The sequence below is a fragment of the Dactylosporangium sp. CA-052675 genome (assembly GCF_050947935.1).
Classification (GTDB): domain Bacteria; phylum Actinomycetota; class Actinomycetes; order Mycobacteriales; family Micromonosporaceae; genus Dactylosporangium.
In genome coordinates this window covers 7,924,741-7,940,459 of the sequence record NZ_CP192010.1, presented here as the reverse complement: position 1 = coordinate 7,940,459, position 15,719 = coordinate 7,924,741, and the positions used below count along the sequence as shown (strand labels likewise).

General features: G+C 72.4%; 12 protein-coding genes. 4 read left to right on the top strand and 8 right to left on the bottom strand.

What is annotated here, in order from left to right:
• Window positions 1-9: 9 nt before the first annotated feature.
• The gene (locus tag ACQP1P_RS35270; RefSeq protein WP_433077713.1) at window positions 10-741 is read right to left on the bottom strand and encodes a hypothetical protein; all 732 of its coding nucleotides are present in this window, start codon (window positions 739-741) and stop codon (window positions 10-12) included.
• 7 nt (window positions 742-748) lie between these two features.
• Window positions 749-1,192 (bottom strand): hypothetical protein, encoded by a 444-nt coding sequence (locus ACQP1P_RS35265; RefSeq protein WP_433077711.1) that lies wholly within the window; start codon window positions 1,190-1,192, stop codon window positions 749-751.
• Between the two features lie 139 nt (window positions 1,193-1,331).
• Between ACQP1P_RS35265 and ACQP1P_RS35260 the strand changes: the two genes are divergently transcribed.
• Complete coding sequence (locus ACQP1P_RS35260; protein WP_433077709.1) at window positions 1,332-3,602, top strand: putative bifunctional diguanylate cyclase/phosphodiesterase; 2,271 nt, start codon at window positions 1,332-1,334, stop codon at window positions 3,600-3,602.
• A gap of 35 nt (window positions 3,603-3,637) precedes the next feature.
• Here ACQP1P_RS35260 and ACQP1P_RS35255 read toward each other — a convergent pair whose 3' ends face one another.
• Window positions 3,638-4,093, bottom strand: a complete 456-nt coding sequence (locus tag ACQP1P_RS35255; RefSeq protein ID WP_433077707.1) for a Rieske (2Fe-2S) protein — start codon at window positions 4,091-4,093, stop codon at window positions 3,638-3,640.
• 101 nt (window positions 4,094-4,194) lie between these two features.
• Window positions 4,195-4,359 (bottom strand): substrate-binding domain-containing protein, encoded by a 165-nt coding sequence (locus tag ACQP1P_RS35250; protein ID WP_433090229.1) that lies wholly within the window; start codon window positions 4,357-4,359, stop codon window positions 4,195-4,197.
• A gap of 438 nt (window positions 4,360-4,797) precedes the next feature.
• Between ACQP1P_RS35250 and ACQP1P_RS35245 the strand changes: the two genes are divergently transcribed.
• The 3 genes from ACQP1P_RS35245 to ACQP1P_RS35235 all read left to right on the top strand — a co-directional run bounded on the left by ACQP1P_RS35245 (window position 4,798) and on the right by ACQP1P_RS35235 (window position 10,000).
• The gene (locus ACQP1P_RS35245; RefSeq protein WP_433077705.1) at window positions 4,798-8,574 is read left to right on the top strand and encodes a glycoside hydrolase family 38 C-terminal domain-containing protein; all 3,777 of its coding nucleotides are present in this window, start codon (window positions 4,798-4,800) and stop codon (window positions 8,572-8,574) included.
• Window positions 8,571-9,137, top strand: a complete 567-nt coding sequence (locus ACQP1P_RS35240; protein ID WP_433077703.1) for a DUF7158 domain-containing protein — start codon at window positions 8,571-8,573, stop codon at window positions 9,135-9,137. The genes ACQP1P_RS35245 and ACQP1P_RS35240 overlap by 4 nt, the downstream gene beginning before the upstream one ends.
• 173 nt (window positions 9,138-9,310) lie before the next feature.
• On the top strand, window positions 9,311-10,000 hold the full coding sequence (locus ACQP1P_RS35235; RefSeq protein WP_433077701.1) for a polysaccharide deacetylase family protein: 690 nt from the start codon (window positions 9,311-9,313) through the stop codon (window positions 9,998-10,000).
• 258 nt (window positions 10,001-10,258) lie between these two features.
• Here the strand turns inward: ACQP1P_RS35235 and ACQP1P_RS35230 are convergent, their stop codons facing one another.
• The 4 genes from ACQP1P_RS35230 to mmsA form a co-directional block, all read right to left on the bottom strand.
• Window positions 10,259-11,443, bottom strand: a complete 1,185-nt coding sequence (locus tag ACQP1P_RS35230; protein WP_433077699.1) for an ROK family protein — start codon at window positions 11,441-11,443, stop codon at window positions 10,259-10,261.
• A gap of 128 nt (window positions 11,444-11,571) precedes the next feature.
• Window positions 11,572-12,690, bottom strand: a complete 1,119-nt coding sequence (locus ACQP1P_RS35225; RefSeq protein WP_433077697.1) for a substrate-binding domain-containing protein — start codon at window positions 12,688-12,690, stop codon at window positions 11,572-11,574.
• 72 nt (window positions 12,691-12,762) lie between these two features.
• Complete coding sequence (gene mmsB / locus ACQP1P_RS35220) at window positions 12,763-14,061, bottom strand: multiple monosaccharide ABC transporter permease (RefSeq protein WP_433077695.1); 1,299 nt, start codon at window positions 14,059-14,061, stop codon at window positions 12,763-12,765.
• Entirely contained in the window at window positions 14,058-15,605 is a 1,548-nt protein-coding gene (gene mmsA, locus ACQP1P_RS35215) for a multiple monosaccharide ABC transporter ATP-binding protein (RefSeq protein ID WP_433077693.1), read from the bottom strand. Before mmsA ends, mmsB begins: the two co-directional genes overlap by 4 nt.
• Window positions 15,606-15,719: the final 114 nt, after the last annotated feature.

The window sequence follows — 15,719 nt, the reverse complement described above, 5'->3', positions numbered from 1 at the left end:
GCGCGAATCCTATGCGGGGCCGAGGAGGACCCGCAGCTCGAGGCCCTTCATCAGCCAGGACGCGCCGAAGCCGAGGACGGCCAGGGTTTCGCCGATGATGAGCGCGTAGTCCTCGAGCGCGCCCGTGGCCTCGGTGACCGCGATGAACACGACCGCGATCCCGACGAGGGCCGCGCACGTGAAGTGGAAGCGGCGCCAGAACGCCGGCGAGCGCCGGCCCGGCAGCTCGGTGCGGTTGCCCTCGCGGATGCCGAAGTACAGGCTGATGACGCCGAGGCAGACGATGAACACGGCCGCGCAGGTGTAGTGCACGATCGCGACCGGGGCCTCGCCCATGCGCTGCTGCAGCGGGGTGAGGGCGAGCGTGGCGTGCTTGGGCCGGTCGGTGCTGAACAGGGCCACGCCGAGCGCGGCGATCCCGGCCACGTTGCTGAGCAGGTTGTCGAGGTTGTGTTCGAACACCTTGTACGTCACCAGGAAGAGGCCGGTGACGCACATGGCGCCCACGAAGACGTCTCGCATGCCGGTGTAGAAGTACTCGCTCAGGGACCCCCGGACCCCGCCGCCCTCGAGCGCCAGGTCGCCGAGGACGAGCGCGACGGGCAGCGCCAGGCCGATGAAGCCGATGACCGCGCGCATGAGCAGGTATGAGCGCAGGTAGAGCACGCCGGCATCCGGCGCGGCGAGCCGCTCGGGGGTGGGCCGCCGCGGGCCCTCGGTCTGCGGCTCCAGATAGCCCACGCGACCATCATGCATCGCCCGCCATCGCTCGCGCATAGTAGGTCACCCCGGCGACGTGGTGGACGACCTCGCGCAGGGTCCACGTGTCCGGGCCGGTCCGCTCGTCCAGCGTCGCCGCCGGCAGGTCGTGCAGGCGGGCCCGGTACGACACGGCGAGCCTCGTCAGCCGGCTGGCGGCCTCCTCGAGGTCGGTCTCGGTGAACCGCGCGAAGCCCGCGTGCGTGGTGACGGCGCGGCCGTGCCAGTGGTCGGGGAGCGGATCCAGCCCGGCGAGGCGGCACTCGATCTCGGCGAGGTGGTCGATGAGGTGGTCGGTGACCCGCCGCAGCGACTTGTGCGGCGTCCACGCGTTGCCCTCGAAGCGCACGGGCCGCCCGTCCCACCCGAGCCACGCCGCGGCCGTGCGCAGCACCTCGTCGACGGCGGTGTCGATGACGTCCACGAGTTCCATGACCGGGAACCTAGCGGCGCGACCGTTCGGGCCCGGCCGAACGGACTCCCGCGTCTGCCACGCTACGCGGATTCGGGGGCCACAGGGCGGGAATGTTCATGAACGGCGGCGCGGTGCCGATCTCGGCGGCGTGGAGAGGGTGGCGCCCTGGCGACCGACGCGGCTGCTCATCGCGGCCGCGGCGATCGCGGCCGGGGCCGAGATCTGGTTCGGGGTCGGGCTGCTGCACCCCGTCCCGGAGCTGATCAGCTGGACGGCGGTGCCGCCCGTGGTCGGGCTGGCCGTGGCGGGCTGCCTGCGCGCCGCCACCGCGGACGGGATCGCGCCCGGGGCGGCCCGGTTCTGGCGGCACGTCGCGCTCGGGATGGCCCTCGTCGGGCTCGGCGCGGTCAGCAACGGCGTCGACATGCTGCGCGGGATCGTGCGGCCGCAGCACGTCGGGCCGCTGACCGCGGGAATCTACGTCGCGGGGCTGGCGGTGCTGCTGTGGGCGATGCTGCGCATCCCCGGGGCGCGGCGGACCCGCGGCGAGTGGCTGCGCTTCGGCCTCGACTCGGCCACCGTCCTGGTCGCCGTCATGACCTTCGCGTGGCACTTCCTGCTCAGCGACTGGCAGGCGTGGTCCGGCGGCAACGCGACGGGGGCGCGGGCCGTGATGTCGCTGCTCGCCTGCGTGGCCGTGTGCGTCTTCGCGTTCGTGAAGATCGCGTTCACCGGGACCGGGCCGCTGGACCGGCGGGCGCTCTACCTGCTCGCCTCGGCCGGCGGGGTCGGGGCGCTCGGCGGGGCGCTGGCGCCGCTGCTGCAGTCGCGGCCCTACCTCAACGGCACGCCCGTGATCCTGCCCGTCACGTGCCTCGTGCTGGGGCTGGCCGCGGACCGGCAGCGCCGCGCCGCCCGGGCGACCCCGCCGACGCCGGCGCGGCGGGAGCGGCCGGGGTTCGTGTCGTACACGGCCGTCTCCGCCACCTGCGTGCTGCTGCTCGCCGACGCCTGGACGCGCGGCGGGGACATCCTCGGCGTCGCCGCCGGCACCGTCGTGCTGGTGGTGCTCGTGGCCTCGCGGCAGCTGACCGTGCTGCGCGACAACGCCGGGCTCGTGCAGACGCTCGCCTGGCAGGCCACCCACGACTCACTCACCGGGCTGGCCAACCGTCGCCTGCTCAGCCAGCACGTGACCGGCGCGCTGGAGCGGCGGTCGCGGGTCGCGGTCGCGCTCGTGGACATCGACGACTTCAAGGCGATCAACGACGACCTCGGCCACCCGGCCGGCGACGCCCTGCTGCGGGCGGTGGCCGGGCGGCTCGAGGAGGTGGTCGCCCCCGGGTCGCTCGTGGCCCGGCTCGGCGGCGACGAGTACGCGCTGGTGTTCCCGGCCGCCGACGAGCCCGAGGCGCTGCGGTTCCTCGGCACGCTCGCCACCGGGTTGCGCCGTCCGCTCGACGCGGCCGGGCACGCCCTCGTGGTCGAGGCCAGCATCGGGGTCGCGGTCGGCGGCCCGGGCGCCACGGCGGGGGAGCTGCTGCGGCGCGCGGACGTGGCCATGTACGCGGCCAAGGTGCAGGGCAAGGGCCGGCAGGTCGCCTACGACCCGGCGATGGACCAGCGCGGCGCCGAGCAGGCCCGGGTCGCGGCCGAGCTGCGCACCGCCCTCGACACCGGCCAGCTGCGCGTGTTCTACCAGCCCATCGTGCGCCTCGACGACGGCTGCCCGGTCGGCGTGGAGGCGCTGGTGCGCTGGGTGCACCCCGAGCGCGGCCTGATCCGGCCCGACCTGTTCATCCCGGCCGCCGAGCGCACCGGCATGATCGTGCCCGTCGGGCAGTGGGTGCTGGCCGAGGCGTGCCGGCAGGCGGCCCGCTGGCGCCGCGAGCTCGGGCCGGAGGCGCTGCGGTACGTCTCCGTCAACGTCTCCCCGCGCCAGCTGCGCGAGTCCGGGTTCGCCGGGCGCCTGCGCGACGAGCTGCGCGCCGCGGGCCTGCCGCCGGCGTGCCTCATGGTCGAGGTGACCGAGACCGCGGTGTTCGACGGCGGCTCCGCCCTGGACGAGCTGCACGAGGTGAAGCGGCTGGGGGTGCAGGTCGCCCTCGACGACTTCGGCACCGGGCACTCCTCGCTGGGCCTGCTGCGCACCTGCCCGGTCGACGTGCTCAAGGTGGACAAGTCCTTCGTGGACAACGTGACCGAGGCGGGCGCCCGCTCGGTCATCGCCGAGGCGCTCATCGGCATCGCGGACGGGCTGCGGCTGCGCGCGGTCGCCGAGGGCGTCGAGACCGAGGCCCAGGCCCAGGCGCTGCGGCGGCTCGGCTACCAGTACGCGCAGGGCTATCTCTACGGCCGCCCGGTCCCCGCCGAGGAGCTCACGACGCTGGGCCGGACCGCCGCCGGGCAGGTCGCGGCGCGCGGATAGCGGCGGCCCGGGCGCGGGCCGCCGCCATCGCCCGGTCAGTCGGGCAGGCGCACGATCGAGGTCCCGTCGACCTCGCTCTTGAGCAGCTTCAGGCCCGTCGGGGTCGGGCCGTCGATCTTCGAGCCGTCGGTGATGCTGAACTTCGACTGGTGCGCGGGGCAGACCGCGATGCCGTTCTGCGGCGCGGTCACCAGGATGCCCTTGTGGGGGCAGGCGGCGTCGAACACCTTGAAAGTTCCACTCACCGGCTGCGTGATCAGCACGCCGTTGGCGACGATGCCGCCGCCGACGGGCACCTGGGCGGTGTCCGCGACCGTGGTCTTCGCGGGGGCGGACGATTGGGCCGGGGCCGGTGATGTCGCGGCCGGCGCCTTCGCGGTGGCGTCGCTGTCACCGCAGGCGGCCAGCAGGGCGGCGGCGCTCAGGCCGCCGAGCCCGGCGAGCAGGGCCCGGCGATGGGCGCACAGCGTTTGCGCGGGTACTTCGGTCATTGCCACGATGTCCTCTCGGCGTGCGGGCACGGCACACCCCGCCACCACACTGTGGCGCGGCTGGTTGAGGGCTTGGCAATGATACATAGACATATAGAAGATTAACCAGAGTTGGCCGGCCCGCCGCCCCGGGTGACGACCCTGGTCGGCAGCACCACTCGCCGGGGCGGCCCGTCCGCGCCGTCGATGCGCGCGAAGAGCAGCTCCGCCGCCCTGGCCCCGAGCTCGGCCGCGTCGTAGGTGACGAGCGTGACCGGGGCCGGCAGCAGGTCGGCCAGCTCGAGGCCGCCGCGTGTGGCTCGTCCAGCGCGGACGACGCCAGGACGATCACCGTCGCCTGGCTACACCGTCAAGCGGCTGCCGATCGAGGCGTCCGAGAACGACTACTACACCAAGCTCTCGCTCATGAACCGGTCCCCGAAGACCCCGCCCGACGTGCTGTACGAGGACACCTTCCTGGTCGACACCGACATCGCGGCCGGGTTCCTGGACCCGCTCGACGACCGGCTCGCCAAGTGGCCGGACTGGAGCCAGTTCAGCGACCATCTACACGTTCTTCTCCACCCACGGCCAGGTCGCCTACGGGCAGCTGGCGGCGTTCGCGATCCTCTACACGGCGCCGGTCGTGCTGATGTACTCAGTGTTGTCGAGGGTCTTCGGCGGGGCGTTCAGCCTCACCGGTGCGGTGAAGGGGTAGGCACAGCATGCGCATCGAGTCCACCGAGCTGTTCATCGGCGAGCGCCAGGTCGTGCGGGTGCTCGACGCCGACGGCCCGGCCGTCGTCCGCGGCGACGGCGTGGCGGGGGAGGGCATCGGCGAGGTACCGGTCGACGTGGACGCCCCGCCGGGGACGGTCATCCCCATCGTGGTCGAGGCCGGCGGCGAGACCGGGCACGGCGAGCTCGTCGTGGCCGAGCCCGGCTGGACGGTCTGGATGGTCTCGCACTTCCACTACGACCCGGTGTGGTGGAACACCCAGGCCGCCTATACCGCCACGTGGGGCGCGCCCGGCCAGACCGGCGCCGAGTTCCGCGGCGACTTCCAGCGCACCGGCTTCGAGCTGGTGCGGCTGCACCTGGAGACCGCGCGGCTGCACCCGGAGTACAAGTTCGTCCTGGCCGAGCTGGACTACCTCAAGCCCTACTGGGACGCGTTCCCGCAGGACCGCGCCTACATCCGGCGGCTGCTCGCCGAGGGCCGGCTGGAGCTGGTCGGCGGCACCTACAACGAGCCGAACACCAACCTGACCCTGGCCGAGACCACGATCCGCAACTTCCGCCACGGCATCGGCTTCCAGCGCGACGTCGTCGGCGGCGACCCCCGCACCGCCTGGCAGCTCGACGCCTTCGGCCACGACCCGAACTTCCCGGGCCTGGCCGCCGCCGCGGGCCTGGACTCCTCGTCCTGGGCGCGCGGGCCGTTCCACCAGTGGGGGCCGATGCAGAGCACGTACACGCCCGGTGAGCGCGGCTGGGGCGACCCGTCGACCATGCAGTTCGACGCCGAGTTCGAGTGGCTCTCGCCGAACGGGCTCGGCGTGCTCACCCACTACATGCCCGCGCACTACTCGGCCGGCTGGCACATCGACGCTCAGCCGACGCTGCAGGCCGCCGAGGACAACATCTACCGGCTCTTCCTGCTGCTGAAGAAGGTCGCCCGCACCCGCAACATCCTGCTGCCGGTCGGCACCGACTACAGCCCGCCGGCGAAGTGGGTCGTCGACATCCACCGCGACTGGAACGCCCGCTACACCTGGCCGCGGTTCGTGTGCGGCCTGCCGCGCGAGTTCTTCGCGGCCGTGCGCGCGCAGGCGAGCGGGTTCTCGCCGCAGACCCGGGACATGAACCCGATCTACACCGGCAAGGACGTGTCGTTCATCGACACCAAGCAGGCCCAGCGGCACACCGAGGCGCTGCTGACCGACGCCGAGATGTTCGCGACCCTCGCGGCGCTGCACGCGATGCCCTTCCCGCACGAGCGGACCGACATGGCGTGGCGGCAGCTCGTCTTCGGCGCGCACCACGACGGGATCACCGGATCGGAGTCCGATCAGGTGTACCTCGACCTGCTCACCGGCTGGCGCCAGGCCCACGACCTCGCCCGCGCAGTGCTGGACGAGGCACTGTCCACACTGGTCGCCCAGCTGCCCTCGGGGGACGGCCCGCGCCGGGTGGTGGTCTTCAACCCGTCCTCGTGGACCCGCACGGACATCGTGCGGGCCGACGGCGTGCAGTTCCTCGCGACGGACGTCCCGGGCGTCGGCTACAAGACCTTCGAGCTGCCCACAGCGGACGGTTGGACGGCCCGGGAAGGTCTGACCATCGAGAACGAGGCCTTCCGCCTCACCGTCGATCCGGCGCGCGGCGGGACCGTGTCGTCCATGGTGGACCTGGCCGCCGGGCGGGAGCTGCTCGCGGCGGGGCGGGCCGGCAACGAACTGCTCGTGTACGACGAGTACCCGGCCCATCCCGAGGTCCACGAGGGCCCCTGGCACCTGCTGCCCAAGGGGCCCGCGACGGTGGGCTCGGCCGACGCCCCGGCGCACTCGGTGACGGTCGAGGCGGGGCCGCTGGGCGAGCGCGTGACGGTCACCGGGGTCGTCGGCCCGGCGCGGTACACCCAGATCCTGACCCTGTGGCGCGGCGTGCCCCGCCTCGACGTGCGCACCCGGCTCGACGAGTTCGCCGGCGCCGACCACCTCGTCCGCGTCCGCTGGCCCGCGGCGATCCCCGGCGCGCTGCCGGTCAGCGAGGTCGGCAACGCGGTGGTCGGCCGCGGCTTCGGCCTCATCGACACCGACGCCGGCCCGGCGCCCTGGACCCTCGACAACCCGGCGCAGCACTGGTTCGCGCTGTCCTCGACGGCGAGGATCCGCGCCGGCGGGCACACCCGCGCGATCGGCGTCGCCGAGATCATCGGCGGCGGGCCGGCCGCGCGTGCGCTCGCCCTGGCGCTCGTCCGGCGCGGGGTCACGGCCACCTGCTCGAGCGCCGAGGGCCCGCGCTACGGCTCCCTCGCCGTCGACTCCAACCTCCCCGACGTGCGGTTCCGGCTCGCGGACGCCCCGGACGTACCGCGCCGCTGGATCCCGGCCGAGCGCCCGCTGACCGAGGTGTGGACGCCGAACGCCGACCTGACCGGCCCCCGGGACCTGCCGGTGCTCGTCCTCGCCGAGGCCGAGGTCCCCGCGGTCTGCGCCGAGCTGGCGGAGACCGGCGCGATCACGGCCCCGGCGGTCGACGGGGACCCGGACCCGGAGCTGGAGGACTACACCATCGGCATCGTGAACCGGGGGATGCCGGGCTTCGCCGTCGACCCCGGCGGCGCCCTGCACCTGTCGCTGATCCGCTCCTGCACCGGCTGGCCGTCCGGCGTGTGGATCGACCCGCCCCGCCGCACCGCGCCCGACGGTTCCACCTTCCAGCAGCAGCACTGGACGCACGAGTTCGACTACGCGATCGTGGCGGGGGCCGGGGACTGGCGGGCCGCGGGGCTCGTCGCCGCCGGGCACGCCGTCAACCACCCGATGCACGCCCGCCTCGCCCCGCCCGGGCCGCCCGCCGAGGAGCGGCTGGTCACCGTCTCGCCGTCCACCGTGGTGCTCACCGCGCTGAAGCCGGCGGGCGACCCGCTCGCGTCCGGGCGGGTGCCCGGGCCGGTGTCGTCGATCCTGGCGCGGTACTACGAGTCCGCCGGCGCCCCGGCCGACGTCCACATCGGACTGCCGACGCCGGTGCTCTCGGCCCGCGCGGTGGACCTGCTGGAGCGCGACCGCCTCGACTCGTCCGCATTGGCTGGTGCCGGGACCGGCCAGATGCTGCTCGACGTCGGCCGGTCGCTGCCCGCCGCCGTCGTCGCGCCGCAGGCCGCCTATGCGCGCTACTGGCTGCACAACACCGGGCCGGCGCCGATCGGCAACATGCCGCTGTCGGTCTTCGTGGAGCCCGATCGCGTCACGGTGTCCTCGAGCCTGGTCGATTCCGGGGCCGCGGGCACCGTCGAGCTGACGGCGCCGGAGGGCTGGACGGTTTCGCCGCCGTCGCTGGCCTTCGACCTTCCGCCCGGCGGCCACGCCGAGTTCCCGATCTCGCTCACCCCGCCGGCCGAGCCCGCACCGGGCCCGCATCGCCTCCGGGCCTCGCTGCCCTCGGGCGCCTACGACGTGGCCCGGCTGCCGGGCGGCACCGAAGAGCCGGTGTCCGCCACCCTGTCCCCGCCCGCGCTGCGCCTGCGCCCCGGCGACGCCGCCGTGCTGCGGCTCGACACGTCCGCGCCGGATGCCGAGGTGCACCTGATCGGCCCGTGGCACACGTGGGAGCTCGTCCGCACCCCGGCCGTGCACGCCGGCGGGTCCACGGTGGAGTTCGCGGTACGCGTGCCCGAGGAGCATCCGCCGGGCACCTGGTGGTTGCTGGCCCGCATCGCCGACGCCGGGGCGCTGTTCTACACCGAGCCCGTCACCGTGACGGTCGAGCCGTGATCGCCGCCCTCGTCGGTGGCGTGCCCATCACGGTCGCCGAGGTCGACGCGCGCCTGGCCGGCATGCGGACCGGCCCGCTGGCGGCACGGCTGCCCCACCCGGGCTCGGCCGAGGGCCGCAACCTGCGCCGGTGGCTCGTGCAGCTCATGGCCGCGACCGCCGTCGTGGAGCAGGAGGCCGGTGCCCTCGGGCTGCCCCCGGCCCCGCCCGCCGAGCCGCCGACCCCGCCGCCGACCCCGCCGCCGACCCTGGCGCGGGCGCTCCGGCTCGGCGGGGTCACGGCCGCGGTCCTCGCCGCCCGCCCGGACGTGTACGCGGCGGTGACCGCGGACGTGACCGTCGGCGAGGAGCGGGTGCGCGACTACTGGGACCGCAACCGGGACCGGCACCACGAGCCCTACGCGCAGTGCCGCGACGCCATCGCCGCCCTGCTGCTGCGCGAGGCGCGCGACCGGCACTTCACGCGCTGGCTGGACGAGCGCTGCGCGGCCCGGGTCCGCCTCCGGCCCGGCTTCGAGCACCCCGGCGATCCCGCGCAGCCGGACTACACCCACCACCACTGACTGCGGGAAACCCGCAACCCGGGTGCGGCACGGCACCGAGGCCGGCCCGGCCGGGCGAACCCGAGACTTGGGCGGTGCGGTCACGTCTCCTGGCCCTCGTCGCCGTGTCACTGCTCGCGTCCGGGTGTGCAGCCCATGGCGGCGAACCCGCCCAGGGGCGGCCCGGTCCTTCGGTGACGGCCTCGAGGCCGGAGGTGCCCGGTGGATCCGGGCTCAGCTCGGCGCAGCTGGCCCGGATCCCGCACTTCGGCCCGGCGCCCGCGCCCAGGCCGGTCACGGTCCCGGCCGGCCCGTCCGCGGGCTGGTACAGCGCGATCCCGACCGACCAGCCCGTCGCCTTCATCACGATGGACGACGGCTGGACGAAGGACCCGCACGCGCTCGCGCTGCTGCAGGCCGCGCACGTGCCGGTCACGCTGTTCCTGGAGATCAACGCGATCAGGTCCGACCCCGGCTACTTCACCCGCCTGCAGCAGGCCGGCGCGGTCATCGAGGCGCACACGATCTCCCACCCCGACCTCAAGGGCAAGTCCTACGAGGCGCAGAAGCACGAGATCTGCGGCTCCGCCGACGAGCTCGGCCGGCTCTACGGGCGACGGCCGCTGCTGTTCCGGCCACCGTACGGCGACAAGGACGCGACCACCCTGCGCGTCGTGCACGACTGCGGGATGAAGGCCGCGTTCTACTGGAAGGAGACGACGGACAAGGGCATCGTGCGCTACCAGGCCGGCCAGAAGGTCAAGGCGGGCGACATCGTGCTCATGCACTTCCGGCCCGCCTTCGTCGAGGACTTCCTGGCCGTGCTCAACGCCATCTCCACCGCCGGCCTCACGCCCGCGCTGCTGGAGGACTACGTGAGCTGAGGCGCGGTCAGCCCCGACCGTGCGGCGACGGCTCGCCCACGGGTGCACCGCTGCGCGCCGGTCGGCTCGGCGACCGCGGCCCGGGCGACGACGGCGCCGGAGGCGTCCAGCGCCTCGATGCTCCGGCTCGCCGGCGCCGGGGCCTCGACGAGCGCGTGGGACGCGCCGAGCGCCGTGGTCAGCCGGGCCGTGGGGAAGTCCGGCGTGCACGCGGGAGCGCCGCCGAAGGCTGAGCCCTGACCGCGTCGGCGGCCGGGCTCAGGGGCGGCCCGCGTAGAGGGGGTCCGACAGCAGGGACTCGAACGCGAGCTCCGCCGCGCCCACCAGGGGAGCGTCGTCGCCGAGTTGGGGGGTGTGCAGGGCCACGTGGGCGCGGCAGGCCGGCAGGGCCATCGTGAAGAGGCGCTCGCGCACGCGGTCGGCGCCGGCCAGGTACAGCTCCCGCAGCGTGCCGCCGAAGACGACCACCGTCGGGTTGAAGATGTTCACCAGGTTGGCCACGCCGAAGCCGAGCCAGTCGGCCGCATGGGCCACGGCCGCGCTCGCGTCCGGGTCGCCGGAGCGGGCGGCGAGCATCGCGGCCGCCACCGCCGCGCCCGGGGTCGCGACCGTGCGTCCCGCGAGGTGCAGTAGGGCGCGCTCGCCGATCTCCGTCTCCCAGCAGCCGCGCGAGCCGCAGCCGCACAGCCGGCCGGACGGGTTCACGACCATGTGGCCGACCTCGCCGCCGTGGCCGCCGTAGCCGGTGATGCGCCGGCCGCCGGCGATGATGCCCGCGCTGATGCCCGCGTCGCCGTGCAGGTAGATGACGTTGTCGGCGCCCGTCGCGGCGCCGCGGGTGTGCTCGGCCAGGGCGGCGAGGTCGGCGATGCCGCCGAGGAACGGGCCGGCCGAGGGGCTGAGCCGGGGCCGCACGGCGGCGAGGCCGTGTGCGAGCTCGGATTCGATCGTTTCATCCGCCCAGCCGAGGTGGTGGCGCACCGAGGTGGACACGGCGAGGCCGGAGCCGACGAGCACGGCGTCGGCGGGGGCGGAGCGCTGCATGTCGGCGACGAGGCCGGCCAGCGCGGCGATGGTCGGGGCGGGGTCCGGGCCGGGCGGGCGCTCGGCGGTGCGGCCGTCGAGGACCTGCCCACCGAGCCCGACGCGGGCGGCCCGCAGACGGTCGAGCTCCAGGCTCAGCGCGTACCCGTACACGCGCGACGACCGCGGACGCACCACGATCGAGGGGCGGCCGGCGCGACCGGTCTCGTGCGGTACCCCCTCGTCGACCAGACCGGCGGTGGCCAGATCGGCGGTGAGCGCGCCGATGGTGCTGCGGTTCAGGCCGAGCCGGCTCGTCAGTTCGGCCCGCGACGTGGCGCCGCGGACGTGGATGTAGCGGAGCAGGGCCCCCAGGTTCTGCCGGCGCACCGACTCCTGCGGGCTGGTCGAGGAGGACACGCTTCACGCCTCCCGGCGCCGCCGCCGGCCGATTGGGCCCGGGCCGGCGAGGCCTGTGTCTTGGCCGGAACGCGCGTGGGTCCCCGGAAAAGCGCTCCGGGGACCCACGACGCCGTTGCCGGTGTGCCTTACTTGGTGAGCGGGGACAGCTTCGGGTCGTTGGCGTAGGCCTCGGCCGCGTTCGCCTTGGTCACGATGACCGGCGGGAGCAGGTAGGCCGGGACGACCTTGACACCGTTGTTGTAGGACTTGGTGTCGTTGATGGTCGGCTCGCCGCCGCCCTGGAGCGCCTTGACCATGTTGATGGTCTCGGCCACCAGCTTGCGGGTGTCCTTGTTGATCGTGGAGTACTGCTCGCCGGCCATGATGCTCTTGACCGACTCAACCTCGGAGTCCTGGCCGGTGACGACCGGGACCGGCTTGCCGGCGGCCTTCACCGAGGTGATGATCGCGCGGGCCAGGGTGTCGTTCGGGGACAGCACGCCGTCCAGCGTCTTGTCGCCCTTGGCGTAGGTCGAGGTCATGATGGTGTCCATGCGCGACTGCGCACCCTCGGCCTTCCAGCCCTGGATGGCGGTCTGCTTGACGTCCTTCTGGCCGGAGCCGACGATCAGGTCGCCCTTGTCGATGAGCGGCTTGAGCACGTCCATGGCGCCGTTGAAGAAGACACCGGCATTGTTGTCGTCCGGCGAGCCGGAGAACAGCTCGATCGTCCACGGGCCGGTCGGCTTCTTGGCCTTCATGCCGTCCAGCAGGGCCTGGCCCTGCAGCTGGCCGACCTTGAAGTTGTCGAACGCGATGTAGTAGTCGACGTCCGCGGTGCCGGTGATGAGCCGGTCGTAGGCGATGACGATCGCGCCGGAGTCCTTGGCCTGCTTGACCTGGGTGCCCAGCTGCGCGGCGTCGGTGGCGCCGATGACGATGACCTTCGCGCCCTTGGTGACCATGGACGAGATCTGCGACTGCTGGTCGGCGACCGTGGTCGACGCGCCGGCGTACTGCACGTCGGACTTGAAGCCCGCGTCCTTGAGGCCGTTGGTGAACAGGTCACCCGCGAGCACCCAGTTCTCCGAGGTCTTCGACGGCAGCGCCACGCCGATCAGCGCGTCCTTGGCGAAACCCTTGGCCGCGCCGCCGGAGGCGCCGGTGGACGAGTCGTCGCGGTCGCTGCTGCCGCACGCGGCGGTGCTCAGCGCAACCAGCGCGACAGCGCTGACCGCGAGGCTCCTGGTGAGGAACTTGCGCATGGCTTGTAAAGCCCTTTCTTTCGGGATGTTACTGGGGATAGGGGCGTCTGCCGCGGGTGTGCGGCGGGTGGGTCAGCCGCCGACCGGAGTCCTGATTGACTCCTGGCCGGCTTGGTTGGGCGCGGCGGGATCGGTGCTCTCCTGCCGACGGAAGGGGCGCATGATCGATCCGATGATCGAGAACCGCCCCTGGCTCTTGTTGTAGACATCCAGTGCGACGGCCAGCAGCAGGAACAGGCCGCGGATGATCTGCTCGCGGTCGGTGCCGATGCCGAGCAGCTGCAGGCCGTTCTTGAGCACGGCCATGACCAGACCACCGACGATGGAGCCGCTCACGGTGCCGATGCCGCCGGCGACCGCGGCGCCACCGATGAAGACGGCGGCGATCGCGTCGAGCTCCCAGCTCAGGCCGTCCTGCGGGCCGGAGGCGCCGGAGCGGGCCACGAAGATCATGCCGGCCAGCGCGGCCAGGATCCCCATGTTCATGATGACGAAGAAGTTGACGCGGCGCAGCTTGACGCCGGAGAGCTCGGCGGCGCGGGCGTTGCCGCCGACCGCGTAGATGTGCCGGCCGCCCGCGGTGTTGCGGGTGTAGAACGAGTACGCGATGACCAGCGCGGCCAGGATGCAGCCCGAGATCGGGAAGCTGGTGCCGACGCGGCCGCCGGCGAAGCGCAGGGTCGCGAACACGATGATGGCGACCATGATGGCCATGCGCAGGACCGACACCCACATCGGGCTCTGCTCGGCCTCCATCTGGCGGCGGGTCTTGCGCGACTGGAACTCGCGCCAGATCACGGCCAGGCAGGCGACCAGACCCAAAATCAAGGTGCTGTTGTTGTACCCCGTGTTGGGACCCCATTCCGGCAGGTACCCGGCACCGATCTTGGTGAAGGCCTTCGACACCGGAATGGTCTCCGCGTTGCCGATGAACTGGTTGCCGCCGCGGAATATCAGCATGCCGGCGAGCGTGACGATGAAGGCCGGGACGCCGATGTAGGCGACCCAGAAGCCCTGCCACGCACCGATCACGGCGCCGACCGCGAGGCCGAGCAGGATGCCGGCCCACCACGGCAGGTTGTGGTCGCGCATCGTCTTGGCCACGATGATGCCGACGAACGCGGCGACCGAGCCGACCGAGAGGTCGATGTGGCCGGCGACGATCACCATGAGCATGCCGATGGACAGCACGGAGATGTACGCGTACTGCTGGGTCAGCGAGATCAGGTTGCCGGAGTTGAGGGTCAGCCCGTCGGTCCACCACTGGAACAGCAGGATGATCGCCACCAGCGTGAAGATCATCGTGAACTGGCGGGCGTTCGAGGTCGTGCCCCCGAACAGGTTCTTCTGGAGGTCCTTGAGTCGGCTCATCGCGTCGGCATCTTCTTCGTAGAGGTCATCTGCTTCATGAGGAGTTCCGGGTTGGCCTCACTGCGGGGGACCTCACCGGTGATGGTGCCTTCGAACACCGTGTAGATGCGGTCGCACAGACCGAGCAGCTCCGGCAGCTCCGAGGAGATGACGATGACGCCCTTGCCCTGGTCGGCGAGCCGCTGGATGATGCCGTAGATCTCGTATTTGGCGCCCACGTCGATGCCGCGCGTCGGCTCGTCGAGGATCAGCAGGTCCGGGTCGGTGAACATCCACTTCGCCAGGACGACCTTCTGCTGGTTGCCGCCGGAGAGCTTGGTGACGCCCTCGTCGACCGTGGGGGCCTTGACCCGCAGGGCCTTGCGGTACTCCTCGGCCGCCTTGTGCTCGGCGACCTCGTCGATGACGCCGTGGCGGGTGATCTTCGACAGCTTGGCGGCGACCATCGAGGTCTTGATGTCGTCGAGCAGGTTGAGCCCGATGGACTTGCGGTCCTCGCTGACATAGGCCAGGCCGTGGCTGATCGCCTCGGCCACCGACTTGAGCTGGATCTCCTGGCCGTCCTTGAAGATCTGCCCGGACTGGTAGACGCCGTAGGAGCGGCCGAACAGGCTCATCGCCAGCTCGGTGCGCCCGGCGCCCATGAGGCCGGCGAAGCCGACGATCTCGCCGCGGCGGACGTTGAAGCTCGAGTTCTTGCAGACCAGCCGGTCCGCCGAGATCGGGTGGCGCACGGTCCAGTTGCGGACCTCGAAGAAGACCTCGCCGATCTTCGGGGTGTGATCGGGGAAGCGGCTCTCCAGGTCGCGGCCGACCATGCCGCGCACGATCCGGTCCTCGTTGACGCCCTCGGCGCCGACCTCGAGGGTCTCCACCGTCTTGCCGTCGCGCAGGATCGTGATGGAGTCGGCGATCTCCTCGATCTCGTTGAGCTTGTGCGAGATCATGATCGAGGTGATGCCCTGCCGCTTGAACCCGCGCAGCAGGTCGAGCAGGTGCTTGGAGTCGTTCTCGTTGAGCGCGGCGGTCGGCTCGTCGAGGATGAGCAGCTTGACGTCCTTGGCGAACGCCTTCGCGATCTCCACCAGCTGCTGCTTGCCGACGCCGATGTCCTTGATGAGGGTGTCAGGGTCGTCGCGCAGGCCCACCTGGGCCAGCAGCTCGTGCGCCTTGCGGTTGGCGGCTTTCCAGTCGTAGGCCCCGTTGCGCCGGGGCTCGTTGCCCAGGAACAGGTTCTCCGTGATCGACATGTGGGGCACCAGGGCGAGCTCCTGGTGGATGATCACGATGCCGGCCTTCTCGCTCGACCGGATGTTGCTGAAGCGGCTCTCCGAGCCCTGGTAGAAGATCTGGCCGCTGTACGACCCATAGGGGTAGACGCCGCTGAGCACCTTCATCAGCGTCGACTTCCCGGCACCGTTCTCGCCGCAGATCGCGTGGATCTCGCCTTCACGGACCACCAGGTTGACGTCGCTGAGCGCCTTGACGCCCGGGAACTCCTTGGTGATGGACCGCATCTCGAGCAGAACCGGTGCGGTGCTCATGCCTCGAGCCCCCTTGTCACCGACATCATGTTGCCTCCGAGGGGCTACTGGAACCACTGCCGCAAGGCTGGTTTGTTGTGACGACCAACTTATTCCAGTCTGGCGATCCTGCCC

What these genes read in the sequence shown, in the direction of transcription:
- ACQP1P_RS35225 (WP_433077697.1), bottom strand. Translation starts at nt 12,690, where the DNA reads ATGCGCAAGTTCCTCACCAGGAGCCTCGCGGTCAGCGCTGTCGCGCTG.
- ACQP1P_RS35265 (WP_433077711.1), bottom strand. Translation starts at nt 1,192, where the DNA reads ATGGAACTCGTGGACGTCATCGACACCGCCGTCGACGAGGTGCTGCGC.
- ACQP1P_RS35245 (WP_433077705.1), top strand. Translation starts at nt 4,798, where the DNA reads ATGCGCATCGAGTCCACCGAGCTGTTCATCGGCGAGCGCCAGGTCGTG.
- ACQP1P_RS35255 (WP_433077707.1), bottom strand. Translation starts at nt 4,093, where the DNA reads ATGACCGAAGTACCCGCGCAAACGCTGTGCGCCCATCGCCGGGCCCTG.
- mmsB (WP_433077695.1), bottom strand. Translation starts at nt 14,061, where the DNA reads ATGAGCCGACTCAAGGACCTCCAGAAGAACCTGTTCGGGGGCACGACC.
- mmsA (WP_433077693.1), bottom strand. Translation starts at nt 15,605, where the DNA reads ATGAGCACCGCACCGGTTCTGCTCGAGATGCGGTCCATCACCAAGGAG.